Source organism: Janthinobacterium silvisoli, from assembly GCF_014200725.1.
Taxonomy (GTDB): domain Bacteria; phylum Pseudomonadota; class Gammaproteobacteria; order Burkholderiales; family Burkholderiaceae_D; genus Janthinobacterium.
Map to the genome: position 1 here is coordinate 142702 of NZ_JACHCL010000008.1, position 17339 is coordinate 160040.

Sequence of the window (17339 nt, forward strand, 5' to 3'; positions counted from 1 at the left end):
GATCATCATGTCAAAAACCGAATTCTGGGAAGCAAATTTCCAGGACAAGCAGGAAATGTGGGGCATGGCGCCGGCCCAATCCGCCGTGCTGGCCAGCGACTTGTTTGCAGCGGAGTCCATCCACAATGTGCTGATACCCGGTTTCGGCTATGGCCGCAATGCACAGGTGTTCCGGGACAAGGGCATGGATGTCACGGGCATTGAAATCTCGCAGACCGCCATAGACTTGGCCAGGAAGCATGCCGGGCCAGCCATGACTATTCACTACGGTTCCGTCACGGACATGCCCTTCGATGACGCCATTTACGACGGCGTTTTTTGCTACGCGCTGATCCATTTGCTGGGCAGTGGCGAACGGGCAAAGCTGGTGAGCGACTGCTACCGGCAACTGTCGCCGGGCGGCTTGATGGTGTTCACGGCCATCTCAAAAGAAGCCCATACCTATGGACAAGGCAAGTTGCTGGACAAGGACCGCTATGAAATCCATGCTGGCGTGAGCATGTTTTTCTATGACGAAGCCAGCATCCGCGCGGAGTTTGGCCAGGCTGGCTTGCTGGAGATCCGGGAAATTCACGAAAACTTCCCCTTCTTCTTCATTATCTGCAGAAAAGACATCGCTTGAGTCCACTGTCCGGCGCATGCCGATAGTCGCCCGGACTGGTATCATGTTGGCCGCGTCCAGCATAGCGTCCCTGGACTGGCGCACCCGGCCCCGGCTTATGACGATAAAGAAGATCACGCTGTTGAAGATATATCGAACCTTGCTTGCGCCACGGCGCTTCCTGGCCTGCGCCGCGCTGGCCCTGCCCCTGTTTGGCCAGGCGGCGGAACTGAACCGTTATGTTTTCCAGGACACGGGCTATAGCGTTTGCAAGATCGATCTCGACAAGGACGCCGTGCGCATGTACTGGAAGGATGACCGGGGCCAGGAATTCCGGCGCCTGAACCAGCTGAAACTATGGCTGCGCCAGCGTGGCGAAGAACTGGTGTGCGCGACCAATGCGGGTATCTATGACACCGATTTGCGCCCGCGCGGGCTGTATATAGAAGATGGCCTGGTCAAACGCCAGCTCAACGAACGCAAGAATGCCTATGGCAATTTCTATATCCAGCCCAACGGCGCGCTGCTGTTGGGCGAGCGGCGCGCCGCCATCATCGATACGGACCAGTTGTCCAAGCATCGCGACACCCTGCTCGCCGGCGTGAGTTTCGCCACGCAATCAGGACCCATCCTGATCTACCACGGCCAGATCAACACCCTGTTCATGCCCGATTCCGACAACCGGGTGATCCGCAACGCGGCCTGTACCGGACCCGGCAATACCTTGACCCTGGTGGTGTCGCGCGACGTGGTGAGCTTTTACATGTTTGCCCGCTTCCTGCGCGAAAAGCTGGCCTGCAATGATGCGCTGTACCTGGACGGCAGTGTCTCGCGCATGTATCCGGGCGATGTCTTTGAAGTCGGGCCGGACTTTGGCGCGATGATAGGCGTGACGAAGAAGTCTCCCTAGGCGATCAGCCGAGCCGCACTGCCAGTGCCGCCAATGTCAGCAACAGTACCGGCAAGGTCAGCACGATGCCGACGCGGAAGTAATAGCCCCAGGAAATGTGGATATTCTTGCTGTCGAGCACATGCAACCATAGCAAGGTGGCCAGGCTGCCGATCGGCGTGATTTTCGGTCCCAGGTCGCTGCCGATCACGTTGGCGTAGATCATTGCTTCGCGGACCGCGCCATGCGCCGTGGCCGGTTCTATCGATAAAGCTCCCACCAGCACGGTCGGCAGATTGTTCATGATGGACGACAGCACGGCCGTCAGCACGCCAGTGCCCATGGCTGCACCCCACACGCCATACTCCGCAAAATGGTTCAGGACGCCCGTCAAATAGCTGGTCAGGCCGGCATTGCGCAAGCCATATACGACCAGATACATGCCCAGTGAAAAAACCACGATTTGCCACGGCGCATTCCAGAGCACCGCGCGGGTGGAAATGACATGGCCTTTGGCCGCTACCACCAGCAAGACAACGGCGCCCACGGCAGCCACAGCGCTGATCGGTACGCCCAGGTCTTCCAGCCAGAAAAAGCCAACCAGTAACACCGCGAGCACCAGCCAGCCCGCCTTGAAAGTGGACAAATCGCGGATGGCGGCGCCGGGGCGCTTGAGCTGCGACAGCTCATAGTCGCGGGGAATATCCTTGCGGAAAAACCACATCAGCACTCCCAGGGTCGCCAGCACGGCTACCACATTGACGGGCGCCATCACGCTGGCATAGCGCGTAAAGCTGATCTTGAAAAAGTCGGCCGAGACGATATTGACCAGGTTGGACACCACCAGCGGCAGGCTGGCCGTGTCGGCAATGAAGCCGGCCGCCATCACAAAAGCCAGGGTCGCCCTGGGCGAAAACTTGAGTTCCAGCAGCATCGCGATGACGATGGGCGTCAATATCAGCGCCGCGCCATCATTGGCAAACAGCGCGGCCACTGCGGCGCCGAGCAAGACCAGCAGCACAAACAGGCGCCGCCCGCTACCGCCGCCCCAGCGCGCCACATGCAGCGCCGCCCATTCAAAGAAACCGGCCTGGTCCAGCAGCAGGCTGATGATGATGACGGCAACAAAAGTGCCGGTGGCGTTCCAGACGATATGCCAGACGACGGGAATATCGGATAACTGGATCACGCCGACCAAAAGCGCCACCGCCGCGCCGATGGCCGCGCTCCAGCCTATGCCCAGGCCCCGGGGTTGCCAGATGACCAGCACCAGGGTGGCAAGAAAAATCAGGAAAGCGGTGAGCATGCAACATCTCCATCAGTAAGTTAATCGATACAATATTTCGATGATAGTTGAATTATCGAATTTATGTAAAGTGAAATCTGTGCGCGCCATATAAATGATGTTTGACATATATAATGTTGTGCGACTAAATTAGCATATAGCGTGCATATACTATGGATGCACAGTGCCGTAATCCATTACAAGGAACACATCATGAAAATATTGATACTGGGAGCAGGCGCCATCGGCGGCTATTACGGAGCGCGCCTGATACAGGCTGGCGCCGATGTTACCTTCCTGGTCCGCCCGCAACGGGCTGCCCTGCTCGCTTCGCACGGCCTGGTGGTGCACAGCGAACTGGGCAATTTTCACGCACCGGTGCAGACCGTGACGCAAGATGCCGTCCAGACCGATTACGATGTGATCATCGTCACTTGCAAGGGCTATGACCTCGAGCAGGCGATGGACGCCATCGCGCCGGCCGTGGGGCAGGCCACCGCCATCCTGCCTTTTTTGAACGGACTGGGCGCCTACGACAGGCTGGATGAACGCTTCGGCAAGGATAGAGTGCTGGGTGGTGTCGCCTACATCGCCACCATGCTCGCTGAAAATGGCGCCATCCGGCACTTGGGTGCGAACGATGTCGTGATCACTGGCGCCCGAACGCCGCTGCTGCATGATCAGGCGCAGGCTGTGCACGCCCTGCTCGCCGCCAGCCCCGGCGCGCGCACGTTTTCAAACAATATTACCCAGGCGCTATGGGACAAATGGGTGATGATCGCGGCCGGCGCCCTGATGACCTGTTTGATGCGCGGCACGGTGGCCGACATCCTGGCCGCGCCCGGCGGACGCAGCCTGATGCAAAGAGCGATCGCGGAATGCCGCGGCGTGGCCACCGCGGAAGGATTTGATCTTTCCCCCGAGACAGTACTTCGCATGGAAAAGCTCTTGCTCGACGAACAATCGACCTGGGCCGCCTCGATGATGCGCGATATCACGCAGGATATTGCGCGCCTGGAATCCGACGATATCCTCGGCAACATGGCTAACCGCGCGGAAAAGCACGGCCTGGACGTGCCGCTGCTGCGCGCCGCTTATTGCCAATTACAAGTCTACCAGGCGCAAAAGCAGCACAGCTAAAAGCCGCTAACGCACCTCGCTCAGCACCCGCCTGGCATTGTCGTCACACGCCATATCGGCCGGTCTTGCAGCGATGACTGCCAGCAGGCGCTCGAGCTCTGTCCTGCTCTGCCGTAGCTGCTCTTCCATCGCTGTAATGTCGATCACCTTGCGGCGCAAAGCCTGCAGCAGTTCTTCCTGGTCCCAACTGCTCAAGTCGGCCGGGATCAGCTTGCGAATTTCTTCCAGGGAAAATCCCGCCCGCTGGGCGCCTGTGATGCTGCGCAAAACCTGCAGCGCTTCGGGCGGGTAGCTGCGGTAGCCATTTTCTCCGCGCACCACGGCATGCAGCAAGCCGCGCGCCTCGTAAAAGCGGATGCGCGATGCATTCAAGCCACTCTGCCTGGCCAATTCGCCGATTTTCATCGATGTCTTCCTGTAAGTTTCACATTAAAGCTTGCCTTAAGCTTTCATCATAGCAAAAGTGGCCCAAGCCGCTTGACCTTCAACCATGGTTTAATCTTATAGTGGCCTGCATGAGCTCCTCTTTTCAGGAAAGCAGCACCATGCACACTTTGTTTACGCCACTGACCTTGCCCAACGGGCAGACCGTTCCCAACCGCCTGGCCAAGGCCGCCATGGAAGAAAACATGGCCGATGCCGACCAGGCGCCGTCAAGGCAACTGTTACGCCTGTACCGGCAGTGGGCCGACGGTGAAGCGGGGTTGATACTGACCGGCAACGTGATGGTCGATGGCCGCGCCATGACAGGGCCCGGTGGCGTGGTGCTGGAAAATGATGCACACCTGCCGCGTTTCAGCGAATGGGCCCAGGCGGGACGTGCGCGCGGGGCGCAATTCTGGATGCAGATCAACCATCCGGGCCGCCAAATGCCTGCCGCCATGCAGCAGGCCACCGTGGCGCCGTCGGCCATCGCGGTAGACCTGGGCAAGCATTCCAAGATCTTCCCCATGCCCAGGGAAATGACGGAGGCCGATATCGCGGACGTGATACAGCGCTTCGTCACGGCCGCCAGGCTGGCCCAGCAAAGCGGTTTTACGGGCGTGGAAATCCATGCAGCGCACGGTTATTTGCTGAGCCAATTTCTGTCGCCGCTCAGCAACCAGCGCCAGGACCGCTGGGGCGGTTCCATCGAAAACCGGGCACGGCTGTTGACGGATATCGTCAAGGCCGTGCGGGCCGCCGTGGCGCCCACCTTTGCCGTGGCCGTAAAATTGAATTCAGCCGATTTCCAGCGCGGCGGCTTCAGCCTGGAAGACGCCCGCCACGTGGTCGGCATGCTCAACGATTTACAGGTAGACCTGGTCGAATTATCGGGTGGCAGCTACGAAGCGCCCGCCATGCAGGGCGAGGCGCGCGATGGACGCACCCTGGCGCGCGAAGCGTATTTCCTGGAGTTTGCCAAGGAAGTGGCCAATATCGCCCGCATGCCGCTGATGGTTACGGGCGGCATCCGGCGCCGCGCCGTGGCTGAAAACGTTATCGATAGCGGCATCGCCATGGCCGGCATCGCCACGGCGCTGGCCCTGCAGCCATCGCTGCCGCGCGACTGGCGTGCGGGCCTGGACAGCGTGCCCGTGCTGAAGCCGGTGACGTGGAAGGACAAGCTGTATGCGGCCGCTGCCAACATGGCCGTTATCAAGTTCCAGCTCAATCGCCTCAGCCGCGACCGGGCGCCGCAGCCCGGGGTCAGCCCGCTGCGCGCCTTGATCGCCCAGCAGATCGGCAATGCTCTGCGCACCCGGCAATACCGCCGCTGGGCCGCAAAACAGCAGATATCGTCATCACATTTGGCGGAAGTGAAATAAATAATTACGGCTGACGGGCAAGATTTCCACGCTACCGCGCAGATGCAGCTCGGCAGTTTCATTGATGCCCCGCACCACCTCGCTGACATAGCCCAGGTTGACGATGACGGAGCGGTGCGTCTGCACGAAGCGGGCCGGGTCGAGCTGTTCGGCCAGTTCTCGTATGCTCTTGCGTATCAGCGCCACACCTTCGTCCCACACGACCTGCGTGTATTTGTCATCGGCGCGCAAAAAACGCACTTGCTCGACGGGAATCAGGCGCACGCTATTGCCCACCGAAGCCTTGATCCATTGCAGCCATGGCCGGGGCTGGGCCACCAATCGTCCAGCCAGTTGTTCCAGCACGGCCTCGATGGATGGATTTGCCCATACCGGACTGGTCATTTGGCCTTGTAAGCGCTGCACCGTATCGGCCAGGCGCGCCGGATCGATAGGCTTGACCAAGTAGTCGATGGCGCCCTGCTCAAAAGCCTGCACCGCATATTGCTCATAAGCAGTAATAAAAACCAGGTGGGCACGGCGGGCCAGAGTGCGCGCGACTTCGATGCCGTTCAAGCCAGGCATATGGATGTCGAGAAACACGACCTGTGGCTGGTGCAGCTCGAACAGTTCGACCGCTTCCGGGCCATTGCGGGCATCGTCCAGCAATTGCAGCCCGGGCCACAAAGTAGCCAGATGACTGCGCAGGCGCTCGCGCAGCAGCGGTTCGTCGTCGGCGATCAATGCGCTGGTGCGTCTCATGGGGTTTCTCCAGGAATAAAATGCAGTTCAACCCGCACGCCGTGGGGCGCCGTTTCATGCAGCTCGACGCGGGCGCTGGCGCCGTAATATGCTTGCAAACGGCTGCGCACATTGGCCAGTCCCACGCCGGGCTGCGCCGTTTCCGCCATGCCCACGCCCGTGTCGCTGACCCATAAGACGACTTTGCCCGTACTTTCGTCACGCAGGCCGCCAACCTCGATGGAGCCGCCCTGCATGCCGGGATCGATGCCGTGGCGCACGGCGTTTTCTACCAGGGTCAGCAAGGACATGGCGGGAAAACGCAAGGTCGCCGCCTGGGGCACGTCCGTGACAGAAAACTGCAGCCGGTCCGGCATGCGCGTACGCATCAGTTCCAGATAGGCGCGCACCAGTTGCAATTCCGTTTCCAGGGTAGCTTCGGCATCGTTCAGGCGCGGCATGGCGGCGCGCAGATAAGCGATCAAGTGGCGCAGCACGGGCCCGGCATTGCTGGAGCCAGAGGCAACCAGCGCTTCCACATTGGCCAGGGTATTGAACAGGAAGTGCGGCTCGATCTGCGCTTGCAGCAGGCGCAGACGCGCATCCAGCAATTCGCGCTCGAGCCTATTCTTTTCCAGCTCGGCCTGCAACCGGTCGGTCCGCTCGCGCTCATGGCGTTCGCGGCGCATGGCCAGCAGGGAAAACAAAATGCCGAACAGCAGCGCCAGAAATACCATCAGCAAGTGGCCGATCAGGTTTTCCATCTGGCTCAGGTGGGCGATAAACTGGCCGCGCTGGGCGACGATGGCCGTGATCAGGGCCGCGATGGGCGCCGTCACCACTATGGCCGCGATACGTGCAAGGGACGGCGACAACCAGCGCGGATGTACGACTCCGGCCACCGAATACGCCAGCAGCAGCGCAGCGCCGAGGAAGCCGATGCGCCCGAACACGGCCGGATACGGCGTGCCGCTGAACAGATGCAGCCCCCACGACAGCACCAGGGTAAACACCAGCACGATCAGCGCATGCCTGGCGCTCGGCAACAGCGTGGCCAAGCCGCGCCTGGTGAATGTGAGTGAGGTGAGTGGCATCTTTGGCATCCCGCCACAATAACCGCTCTGCTACCGTCATTCAAGTCCTGAAAACCGCCGCTCATCGCAAGTTTGCCCTTGCACCGTTGTTTGTCTGGCGGCGGCTGCCTATCGTGAAGATCAAACAACTCACAGGGACTCACAAATGACTTCAGCAACTTTGACCTTGTCAGCGCGGCCCCGCCTGCAAGCCTGGTCAGCCACCGCCCTGGCGTCGGCCACCACCTTCTGGTTCGTGGCCACCGTCATCGGGCAATGCATCTTTGCCGTCTATATCCTGGCACTGTATGGCGGCAGTGCTGTGCGCGGCAACTTCAAGGGCTGGAACCATGTCATGACGCATGGCCATGTACCGGGCGATACGGCCGGCAATCTGGTCACGGGCGCCCATCTGCTGCTGGCCATGCTCATCATGCTGGGCGGCGCGCTGCAACTGGTGCCGCAAGTGCGGCGCCGCGCGCCCGTGTTTCACCGCTGGAATGGACGCGTCTACCTGACTGGCGCGGTGGTGGCTGCCCTGTCCGGCCTGTATATGGTCTGGCTGCGCGGCGCCGTGGGCGACATGGCCCAGCACCTGGGCACCAGCCTGAACGCCGTGCTGGTGCTTCTCTTTGCTGGCCTGGCCTTGTGGCGCGCCCTGCAGCGCGATTTTGCGGCGCACAACCGCTGGGCCTTGCGACTCTTCCTGGCGGTCAGCGGCGTATGGTTTTTCCGCGTCGGCCTGATGTTCTGGATAGCCATCCATGGCGGCCCCTCGGGTTTTAATCCCGACACTTTTACGGGGCCGTTCCTGAGTTTTCTGTCCTACGCTCAATATTTGCTGCCGTTAGCCGTGCTGCAACTGTATCTGCTGTGCCGCGCCCATGGCGGCACTACCGCCCGCTTTGGCATGACTGCCTTGCTGGTCTTGTGCAGCGTGGCCATGAGTATCGGTATCTTTGTCGCCACCATCGGGATGTGGCTGCCGAGTATCAAATGGTGATATTCTTCCGCCAACAAATTCAATGAGGAACTTCCTTGATACCGCGTGCCCTCTTCCGCTTCGCCTTGCCATTGGCTTTGCTGGTCCCGCACTCAGCTTATGCGGCAGAGCCCCTGGCGCAAGCCGTCAGCCAGCAAATGCACCTCAATGCCCAGCGCTACGGCATCGCAGGCCAGGCTGTGTTCATCGCCCACGACGGCAAGGTGTTATTTAGGGGCGCCGATGGTGATGCCAATCTGGCCACCAGGAAACACATCATGGCCGACACCCTGTTTCCCGTGTATTCGCTGAGCAAGCTGTTTGCCAGCACCCTGGTCATGCAACTGGCGGAGCAAGGGAAAGTCGAACTGGACAAGCCGGCCAGCCTGTATGTGCACGGCTTGCCGGTAGCCTGGCATCACATTACCGTGCGACAGTTTCTTAATCACACGTCGGGTGTGCCCGAGTATTTTGGGGCCGCCCAGACCAGGGACGATGGGCCGCGCTCCCCCTTTCCCGCCAGCCTGCAGGCAGCATTTGACGCCCTGAAAGAGCAAACGCTGCAATTTGCTGCGGGCACCAACACCCGCTACACGCAGACCAATTATCTGGTGCTGTCGGCCTTGCTCGAAGCCCATTACGGCAAGCCGTATGAGCGCATCGCCGATGACCGCATCCTCCAAAAGCTGGGCTTGAAACACACGTATCTGGGAGCGGCCGCCTTGCCCAAGACCGGTGTGGCAACAAGTTATATGGGCAAGGATGGCGCCTTGCAGCAAAGTAAAGAAGTAGTGTGGCCGGCATATGCCCATGCCCATAGCGATCTGTATATATCGCTGGACGATCTAGCCAGCTTCCTGCAGGCGCTGACGAATGGCGAATTGGTCGGCAAGACTGCATTGCAGCAATTCTGGCAAGCGCCTGTGCTGGCCAACGGCCAGCGTGGAGGCTTTGCCACCGGCTGGGAAACGGGTGAAATGGGGCCTTATCATGAAGTAGGCCATGACGGCGGCACGAAAGTGCGCGCCCGTATTGCCTACCGGGGCGGCCTGGACGGCGACCGCTACACCGTCATTTACCTGACCAATGGCAGCGCAAAAAACGTCTGGTCGCGCACCCTGGTCAATAGCGTCATGGCGGCCGCCGCACCGGACCAGTTCCCGGTGGAAGTCGTTTCCGAACAACTGATTCATGCTGCTCTGGCCCCAGCCTTTGACAGTGCCGCACAAGCGAAATCATTGCAAGCCCGCAGCTCGATGCAGGGAGCGGCGCTGGAACAGGCCATCAACAATACGGGCTACATGCTGCGCGAAAATCTGGGGCTGGACGCCGCCCTGCGCGTGTTTGAACTCAATACCGTGCTATTTCCTGCCTCGGCCAATGTGTGGGATAGCCTGGCCGAAGCCTGGCAGGCCAAGGGCGATCAGGCGAAAGCAAAGTTGCTGTATGAGAAATCGCGGCAACTGCTGCCTCAAGGCTTGAAATAACGGCCTGGCGAGACGCCCAAGCTGCGGCGGAACATGGCGATAAAGTTGCTGGGCGTGGCGTAACCGAGGCTGTGCGCAATCTCGGCCACGGCGTCGCCATGGGCCAGCCTTTCCAGCGCATGCAGCAAACCGGCTTGCGTGCGCCATTGAGCAAAACTCATGCCCGTTTCGGCAGGAAACAGCCGGCTCAGGGTACGCGCCGACATGGCGCCCCACAAAGCCCATTCCTGCAAGCTGCGCTGGCTGTCGGGCTGGGCCAGCACGGCCTTGGCCACGGCCAGCAGGCGGCGGTCGGCCGGCATGGGCAGATGCAAGGGTTCCTGCGGCGCATCAGCCAATTCATCGAGCAGGACCGCCATCATTCGCTGCTGGGCGGCCGTCAATGGCGCTTGTTGCGGCCACGTTGCAGCACGCCGCACCATGGCGACCAGCACCTCGCTACTGCCGATCACGCACGGCTGCGCGGGCAAGCCAGCGCAGGCGTCGGGGGCCAGCAGCAGACTCCAACCGCTCATAGACCCGGCTATACTGACCTTGTGTTCCTGCCCCGGCGGCAGCCAGCCGGCCCGGTGCGGCGGCAAGATCCACGAACCTTGCCGTGTGCGCACATGCACCACGCCACTCTCGACACACATCATTTGACCGCGCACATGGCGGTGCCAATCGACTTCGCGCGTGCCCAGCTGGAACTGGCTCTTGGGGCCGTCATCGCTCCACAACACGATCAAGGGCGGGCCATCGGCCTGTTCGCTGAAATCCGGGATGGTCTGTTCTAGTTCCTGCATGGCTCAAATTCATTGTTTTATGTCTTTACCACGTTATCACGCCAGAGGCTTGCTGTCGAATAATGCGGTATCCAAACTCTTCAGCAAGGACCAGCATGACAACTAACTCTCCCCACGTCACCATCATCGGCGCCGGCATCGGCGGACTGTGTCTGGCGCAAGGCTTGCAACAGGCGGGCATCGCCTTCGATGTGTACGAAAAGGATGCGGCCAACGACAGCCGCCGGCAAGGCTACCGGCTGCGGCTGGACCAGACGGGCCTGGCTGCCCTCGCCGCCTGCCTGCCGCCGCAGCTGAACGCACTATTACAACAATGCGGCGCCCCGCCCTCGCCCGGCGTGGGCATGATCGATGCGCAACTATCCACCTTGAAGGACAAAGGGCTACAGGACTGGCAGCAGGACGGCCAACCCGACCTGCGCATCAACCGCTTGAGCCTGCGTGAAATCCTGCTGGCCGGCATCAGCGAACACGTGCATTTCGGCAAAGCGTTCGACCGCTACAGGGAGCGGGCCGACGGCAAGGTAGACGTGTACTTTACGGATGGCAGCGGCGTGCTGACCGATATGCTGGTGGGCGCCGATGGCGTGCATTCGGCCGTCATGGGCTGGCGCTTTCCTGGCGTGCGGCCGGAAGAATCGGGAGATGTTTGCATCTATGGCACGACGGCCATGGCGGCGGCTGCACACCGGGTCGCGCCGGAGTTGCAATCCGACACCTCCGTGCTGTTCGAACCTGGCCTGGCGATGGTGATCGACGCCATGCCATCGCAGCCCAACATGCCACCCGGCTTGGCTTTGACGGACATTCCAGACTATCTGTACTGGGCCATGATAGGCAAGCGCGAGCGCTTCGTGGGCATGGAGCAGGATTTGCAGGGCTGTATTGCGGGCATCACGGCCTCCTGGTCGCCTGCCTTGCAAGCGCTGTTCGAGCTGGCCGATCCCGGCGCCATCACCGTAGCGCCCATCCGCCACGCCAGGCCCGTGCCGGCCTGGAAAACCAGCGCGATCACCGTGCTGGGCGACGCCATCCACGCCATGAGTCCGGCCAGCGGCCTGGGCGCCAATACGGCGCTGGCCGATGCGGCAGCACTATTGCAAGCCTTGCTGGACGTCGCGCATGGCCATTCCGGCTTGCTGCCTGCCATTGCCCGCTACGAGCATGAACTGCGTTTGCGTGGCAATGCCGCCGTGGCCGCCTCGCGCCGGGGCAGCATCCAGTTGTTGGGCTCGGAGGAAAACCCCATGCAAGCACTGGTCGATTAATTTTAGACGCTAGTTAATCAGGCGCGCGGCAGTAAGCGTGGCAATAAATGAGGAAGTAATTCCGCCATCACCTGCACCAACTCTTCGCGCCGCAGCGGTTTGAGCATCAATTGCGACACGCCAGCCGCTGTTGCCTTGGCCGCCATCAAGGGGCCGCCATAGCCGCTCAATAACACCAGCGGCAAGTCGGGCAGCTGTGCATGCACCACCTGGGCCAGCGCCGTGCCGCTCAGGCTAGGCATCACTTCATCGGTGATCACCAGGGCATAACGCTGCGGTTCTGCCAGCAAGGCTTGCAGGGCGGCCGGGGACTCCGTGTAGCCGACCGTGTCATACCCCATATCCTTGAGCATTTCCTCGACCATCGCCACCAGGTCGGGATCGTCGTCGATCACCATGACGGTCTGCGGTGTATCGCTGGTGGGCGGGGCGGCCAGCTGGCCATCATCGTCCGTATCGGTCGATTCGGGCAGGAAGATGGTGAATACGGAACCGCGCCCCAGCTTGCTGCGCACATCGATGGCGCCGCCAAATTCCGCCACCACGCCATGCACCACGGCCAGGCCCAGGCCCGTGCCCGCCTCCTTGGCGCGGGTGGTAAAGAACGGTTCGAACAGATGCTCCATCACTTCCGGTGAAATGCCCCTGCCTTCGTCAGCCACGCTCAGTTCAAGATATGCACCCGCTTCGAGCCGGCTGTGCGACAGGATGCGCGCCTGCTCCACTTGCACGCGGCGCAGTGCCACCGTCAGGGCGCCGCCGGACGGCATCGCCTGCATGGCGTTGGTGCACAGATTCATGATGGCTTCGAAAGCCTGGGTCGGATCGCCATTGGCCCTGCCCTCGTCCAGCTGCAACTGCCCCTGCAAGGTGACGCCGGCCGGCAGCGAGCCTTCCAGCATGGCCAGCACTTCTTCGACGATGGCTTTCAAGTCAAACGAGGTGGACGCGCGCGCGCCGCCGCCGCTGAAAGTCAGGATGCGCGCCACCAGCGTCTTGCCGCGCAAGGCCGCCTTGATGACCATATCCAGGTGGCGGCGCTGGGCGCTGCCCTCGACCGCCGCATCTTGCGCCATCTCGCCATAACCGACGATGGCCGCCAGCACATTGTTGAAGTCATGGGCAACGGCGCCTGCCAGCGCCCCCAGCGAACTGAATTTGCTGCTGCGCGCCTGCTGCGCCTGCAAGGCCTGCTGCGCGCGCGCGCGGCGCGTATCGGCGCGCACAATGTAATAGGCGGAGACGGCCAGCACGAGTATCAGGAAGATCACCACCACCAGGGTAAGCCGCACGGCCTGGCGCCAGCTGACCAGCATCACGCCCAGGTCGCGCGTGAGCACCACGTCGATGCCAAACTCGGGCAGGCTGTGCATGGCGACCAGGCGTTCGCTGTCATCGTGAAAGTGGCGCACGGCGCTATCTTGCATGGCGGCCAGGCGGCGCGCCAATTGCTCTTCGCTGATCTTGGCGCCTGCCACGATGGCGCCGGCCAGGCGCACGCCATCGGTGCGGAATACAGCCATGCGGGCGTCCGGCGCGGGCGAGGCGATGGAAAACGCCCCCAGCAGCGATTCGGCCGGCAAGGCAGCCACGAACCAGCCGCCGGGATGGCCTGCCTCGGCAGGAAAGTGCGCCGCCATCGCCACCTTGGCTGGCGCACCGGGCGCCGCCGCGTACGGCCGGCTGATGGCGACCCGGTCGCCTTGCAGGCTGTCCAGCGATGGCGCAAACGAGGCCAGGGCCGGCGGGGCGCTGGCGTCGGCCGCCGCCAATACCTGGCCCTGCTCGTCGAACAGCCACAAGTTTTGCACCATCGGCATCAGGTCCACATGGGTTTTCAGCACGCGCGCTGCCAGCGGGCCGCTGGTGGGCAGCCGGCCTTCGCGCAATTCGGTCTGCATGGCGCGGAATCCCTCATCCACGCCCTGCAAGCCGCGCCCCACTTCGGCCGTCAGGGCCAGCGACAGCAGCCGCAATTCGCGGCCCTGGGTATCGATCGCTTCGCGCCGCAAATGCAGCAGCGACAAGCTTGCCACCAATATCATGACGGCAGAAATAATCAGGGCCAGCAAGATGGACCGGCGCAGCAAGGGCTTCGCTTCTGATACGATATCATCCATGCCCGACCTTGCTCCTACCCTGGCCCCTACCGACGATTGATTACTGAACATGACTAACTCCGTTGCGCCGCATATCCTGATGCTGGACGATGATGCCGCCATTTGCGAACTGGTGGCTGAATACCTGGGTAATAACGAGATGCGCGTCACTTGCGTGCACACGGGCAGCGCCATGTTTGCCGCGCTCGAAGCGCATGCCGTCGACCTGGTGCTGCTGGACTTGAAACTGCCCGGCGAAGACGGCTTGCAGCTGGCGCGCCAGGTGCGCGAACGCGCCACCGTTCCCATCATACTGCTGACGGGGCGTAATGAAGAAGCGGACCGGGTGATGGGACTGGAACTGGGTGCCGACGACTATGTGACGAAGCCGTTCAGCCCCCGTGAATTGCTGGCGCGCGTGCGCGCCGTGCTGCGCCGCTACCAGGTGCAAGCGACCTTGCCCGAGCGCGATGGCAGCCGCCGCGCGTTTCGTTTTTCGGGCTGGGAACTGAACTTGCGCACGCGCCGCCTGACCGCGCCCGATGGCACGGCGGTCGATTTGTCGAATGGCGAATTCAGCCTGCTCAACGCCCTGTGCCGCTCGCCCCAGCGCGTGCTGAGCCGCGACCAGCTGCTGTCCTTGTCGCGCCTGCACGAGGCGGAAGTCTATGACCGCTCGATCGATGTGCAGATCCGCCGCCTGCGCGTGAAAATGGAACAAGACGCTACCGCGCCCAAATTGATCGTCACCGAGCGCGGCGCCGGCTACCGCCTGGCCAGCGACGTCGATACCCTGTTCTGATGGTGTAAAAGTGTTCAATGGGCGCCAGCCGGCCGCGCGCCGCGGCGCCCCTCGCGGTGCCTTTCGCTGCGCTCCTGTATCCGCCGCATCAGCACCCGCAGCAGCATGGCCGCCGCCGCCGACCCCACCAGCGTGGGCGAAGTGCACAGGGTGCTGGCCAGCCCCTCGATGGTTTCAGCGCTCACCTGCTGCACGAAATGCACGAGGGTGACGATGTCGCTAGGCGGCAGATTATGCGCATCGTCCAGGCGCAGATGTTCATGCTGGCTGTCGCCGCGCAGCCACAGCCTGGCAAACACCCCATTGGCCACCGCCGCCAAAGACAATAATCCCAGGGGCTTGAGTATCTGCGACAGCAGATGGCGCTGTTCCACGGGCGGTATTTCCGTATAGACAACGCCGATCAGCTCAGCGACTTCCAGCTTTTGATCTTGGCCCGGTGCCAGTGGCGTGGTTTTCTGCTCGGTCTGCTGAATCGGCATATCGTTCTCCTGTCGGCCGCGCCGGCAGTGGCGCGCTGAGTGTATTCTCACCCGTTCTCAGCGTTTCGCCATGTCGGTACGGGCCTTCGAATATGTCATCTGTAACATAAGCCTGTTCACCGCTATGGATGGACATGGACGATATTGGCGGCGGGGATATCCTGCTGCGCCACAGTTTGCATGGCAACGGCGGCGGCCTGTGCATCGGCCACGTAATAATCGCCAGCTACCGTAAAGACTAGCCACATCAGGACGGCCGTGGCGGCCAGGGCGATCACGGCGCAGATGGCGTGGGAGCGTGAGCTGCTGATTTGATAATCGACGTTCATGATCATTCTCCTTGAAGGTGGAAGCGATGCACCGTAGCGCTGCATCTGATTCCATCTTGCTCCGCTGCCATGTCGAACATGTTTCTGTTAGCAAAAACATGATGACAATTGACACAAAGCAGCTCGGTCAAGCGTTAGCTCCGAGGCGCTGGAGCAGGAGCCGGTGCGTCAACCTCCCAGCGTCCTGCTATATTTTTCAGCAGGATCGCCGTGGCCGCCAATTGGCGGTTCTGCACCGACAACAAGCTGCTTTCGCTGGTGTAGGCCGCCGTTTGCGCCGTGACCACATTCAGATAGCTGACCGTGCCGCCCGCATACTGGTCGTTGGTGATGGCCAGGTTGCGCTGCGCCGCCGCCACGGCGTCGGTCTGGTAAGCCACTTCTTCCTGCAAGCGCCTGGTCAGCACCAGGTTATCCTCGACTTCCTGCAAGGCCGTCAGGACCGATTGCCGATAGGTGCTGGTGGCCTGGTCCGCCGCCGCCCTCGCCTGCGCGCTGGCCAGCTTGCGCTGTCCGCCATCGAAAATCGCTTCGGTCAGGCTGGAGCCCAGCGACCAGAGGAAATTGGGTGCGCTGACCAGGTTCGAAAGCGAGGTATTGCGGTAGCCGGCGCTGGCCGACAGCGACAGCGCGGGGAAATAACTGGCGTCGGCCACGCCGATTTGCGCGTAGGCGGCCGCCACGCGGCGCTGGGCCGCGGCGATATCGGGCCGCCGCTCCAGCAAGGTGGACGGCAGCAGTTCCGGCACCGGCGGCACGGCAGGCAGGCCCGCCACGCCCGCCACTTCCAGGGCGCTCGGCGCAATACCCAGCAGAACGGCGATCGCGTGTTCCAGCGTGGCCCGCTGAGCGGCCATATCGGCTTGCTGGGCCTGGGCGCTCTTGAGCTGGGTCTGCGCCTGCAGCACGTCGCTGCGCGCCGCCACGCCGCCATCGTAGCGGGCTAACGTCAAATCGAGCGAGCGCTGATAAGCGGCCACGCTGCGCGTCAGCAAATCGAGCTGCGCGTCGCTGGTGCGCAGCGAAAAATAGGTTTGCGCCAAGGTAGCCTGGGCCGACAGACGGGCCGCCGCCAGATCATCAAAGCTCGCTTGCGCACTGGCCTGCGCACCTTCACTGGCTTGCGACAGCCGGCCCCACAGGTCAACTTCCCACGCGGCGTTGGCGCCCAAGGTAATGCTGTTGGCGGTATTGCTGATGCTGCCGCCATTGCCAGTCGTCTGCGCGGGATTACCATCGCGGGCGGCGCCAGCCGACACCGACAAGGTGGGATACAGGGCGCTGCGGCTCGCTTCGACCGCGGCGCGGGCGCTGGCCAGCTGGGCCGCCAGCGATTTCAGGTTTTCATTGCCGACGATCAGGCGCGCTTCGAGTGCATTGAGCTGCGGGTCGCCAAACAAGGTCCACCAGTCGTCAGGAATGGCGGCCGTAGCAGCGGCGCCGGTGCCGCGCTGCCATGGCGTGTCTTCCTTGAATGCGGCGGGTGCGGTAACGGGCGGTGGCGGCGCCACGCGCGTCACGGCGCAGGCCGACAGCAGCAAGGGCAGGCAAAAAACAAAACGAGGGAGGTGAAGAACACGGTTATGCAT

17 protein-coding genes are annotated in these 17339 nt (G+C 62.0%); 8 read left to right on the forward strand and 9 right to left on the reverse strand.

The window, feature by feature from the left end; translation table 11 throughout:
- Positions 1-7 precede the first annotated feature (7 nt).
- On the forward strand, positions 8-622 hold the full coding sequence (locus HDE75_RS24580) for a class I SAM-dependent methyltransferase (protein WP_183681746.1): 615 nt from the start codon (positions 8-10) through the stop codon (positions 620-622).
- 121 nt (positions 623-743) lie between these two features.
- Positions 744-1511 carry a phosphodiester glycosidase family protein gene (locus HDE75_RS24585; RefSeq protein WP_183681743.1) on the forward strand — a complete coding sequence of 256 codons (768 nt, stop codon included), beginning with the start codon at positions 744-746 and terminating at the stop codon, positions 1509-1511.
- A 4-nt stretch (positions 1512-1515) separates the two neighbouring features.
- Here HDE75_RS24585 and HDE75_RS24590 read toward each other — a convergent pair whose 3' ends face one another.
- A complete protein-coding gene (locus HDE75_RS24590; protein ID WP_183681740.1) occupies positions 1516-2796 on the reverse strand; it encodes an arsenic transporter in 1281 nt (426 codons plus the stop codon).
- A 192-nt stretch (positions 2797-2988) separates the two neighbouring features.
- On the opposite strand from HDE75_RS24590, the gene HDE75_RS24595 reads away from it, so the two are divergent.
- Positions 2989-3915 carry a ketopantoate reductase family protein gene (locus HDE75_RS24595; RefSeq protein ID WP_183681737.1) on the forward strand — a complete coding sequence of 309 codons (927 nt, stop codon included), beginning with the start codon at positions 2989-2991 and terminating at the stop codon, positions 3913-3915.
- 6 nt (positions 3916-3921) lie between these two features.
- On the opposite strand, the gene HDE75_RS24600 is transcribed toward HDE75_RS24595, so the two are convergent.
- A complete protein-coding gene (locus HDE75_RS24600; RefSeq protein WP_183681734.1) occupies positions 3922-4320 on the reverse strand; it encodes a MerR family transcriptional regulator in 399 nt (132 codons plus the stop codon).
- A gap of 140 nt (positions 4321-4460) precedes the next feature.
- Here HDE75_RS24600 and HDE75_RS24605 point away from each other — a divergent pair, with 140 nt between their 5' ends.
- Positions 4461-5723 carry an NADH:flavin oxidoreductase/NADH oxidase family protein gene (locus HDE75_RS24605; RefSeq protein ID WP_183681731.1) on the forward strand — a complete coding sequence of 421 codons (1263 nt, stop codon included), beginning with the start codon at positions 4461-4463 and terminating at the stop codon, positions 5721-5723.
- Here HDE75_RS24605 and HDE75_RS24610 read toward each other — a convergent pair.
- Entirely contained in the window at positions 5700-6464 is a 765-nt protein-coding gene (locus HDE75_RS24610; protein WP_183681728.1) for a LytR/AlgR family response regulator transcription factor, read from the reverse strand. The two genes, HDE75_RS24605 and HDE75_RS24610, sit on opposite strands and share 24 nt — an antisense overlap.
- Positions 6461-7537 carry a sensor histidine kinase gene (locus HDE75_RS24615; RefSeq protein WP_183681724.1) on the reverse strand — a complete coding sequence of 359 codons (1077 nt, stop codon included), beginning with the start codon at positions 7535-7537 and terminating at the stop codon, positions 6461-6463. Before HDE75_RS24615 ends, HDE75_RS24610 begins: the two co-directional genes overlap by 4 nt.
- Positions 7538-7682: 145 nt before the next feature.
- Here HDE75_RS24615 and HDE75_RS24620 point away from each other — a divergent pair, with 145 nt between their 5' ends.
- Together HDE75_RS24620 and HDE75_RS24625 are read left to right on the forward strand one after the other, a co-directional pair.
- Positions 7683-8519 (forward strand): DUF2306 domain-containing protein, encoded by an 837-nt coding sequence (locus HDE75_RS24620; protein WP_183681721.1) that lies wholly within the window; start codon positions 7683-7685, stop codon positions 8517-8519.
- Between the two features lie 35 nt (positions 8520-8554).
- Positions 8555-9985: a serine hydrolase domain-containing protein gene (locus tag HDE75_RS24625; protein WP_221291992.1), complete on the forward strand. Its 1431-nt coding sequence runs from the start codon at positions 8555-8557 to the stop codon at positions 9983-9985.
- Here the strand turns inward: HDE75_RS24625 and HDE75_RS24630 are convergent.
- Positions 9970-10770 (reverse strand): AraC family transcriptional regulator, encoded by an 801-nt coding sequence (locus HDE75_RS24630; protein ID WP_183681719.1) that lies wholly within the window; start codon positions 10768-10770, stop codon positions 9970-9972. The genes HDE75_RS24625 and HDE75_RS24630 overlap by 16 nt on opposite strands.
- Before the next feature lie 95 nt (positions 10771-10865).
- Here HDE75_RS24630 and HDE75_RS24635 point away from each other — a divergent pair, with 95 nt between their 5' ends.
- The gene (locus tag HDE75_RS24635) at positions 10866-12038 is read left to right on the forward strand and encodes an FAD-dependent monooxygenase (protein WP_183681716.1); all 1173 of its coding nucleotides are present in this window, start codon (positions 10866-10868) and stop codon (positions 12036-12038) included.
- 17 nt (positions 12039-12055) lie between these two features.
- On the opposite strand, the gene HDE75_RS24640 is transcribed toward HDE75_RS24635, so the two are convergent.
- Positions 12056-14158, reverse strand: coding sequence for an ATP-binding protein (locus HDE75_RS24640; RefSeq protein WP_183681713.1), 2103 nt, complete (start codon positions 14156-14158; stop codon positions 12056-12058).
- A gap of 49 nt (positions 14159-14207) precedes the next feature.
- Between HDE75_RS24640 and HDE75_RS24645 the strand changes: the two genes are divergently transcribed.
- Positions 14208-14939, forward strand: a complete 732-nt coding sequence (locus tag HDE75_RS24645) for a response regulator (RefSeq protein ID WP_183681710.1) — start codon at positions 14208-14210, stop codon at positions 14937-14939.
- A gap of 14 nt (positions 14940-14953) precedes the next feature.
- Here HDE75_RS24645 and HDE75_RS24650 read toward each other — a convergent pair whose 3' ends face one another.
- From HDE75_RS24650 to HDE75_RS24660, 3 genes are all read right to left on the reverse strand, one after another.
- Positions 14954-15421, reverse strand: a complete 468-nt coding sequence (locus tag HDE75_RS24650) for a hypothetical protein (protein WP_183681707.1) — start codon at positions 15419-15421, stop codon at positions 14954-14956.
- Between the two features lie 122 nt (positions 15422-15543).
- Positions 15544-15750 (reverse strand): hypothetical protein, encoded by a 207-nt coding sequence (locus HDE75_RS24655; RefSeq protein WP_183681705.1) that lies wholly within the window; start codon positions 15748-15750, stop codon positions 15544-15546.
- 134 nt (positions 15751-15884) lie between these two features.
- Positions 15885-17339: an efflux transporter outer membrane subunit gene (locus tag HDE75_RS24660; protein ID WP_183681700.1), complete on the reverse strand. Its 1455-nt coding sequence runs from the start codon at positions 17337-17339 to the stop codon at positions 15885-15887.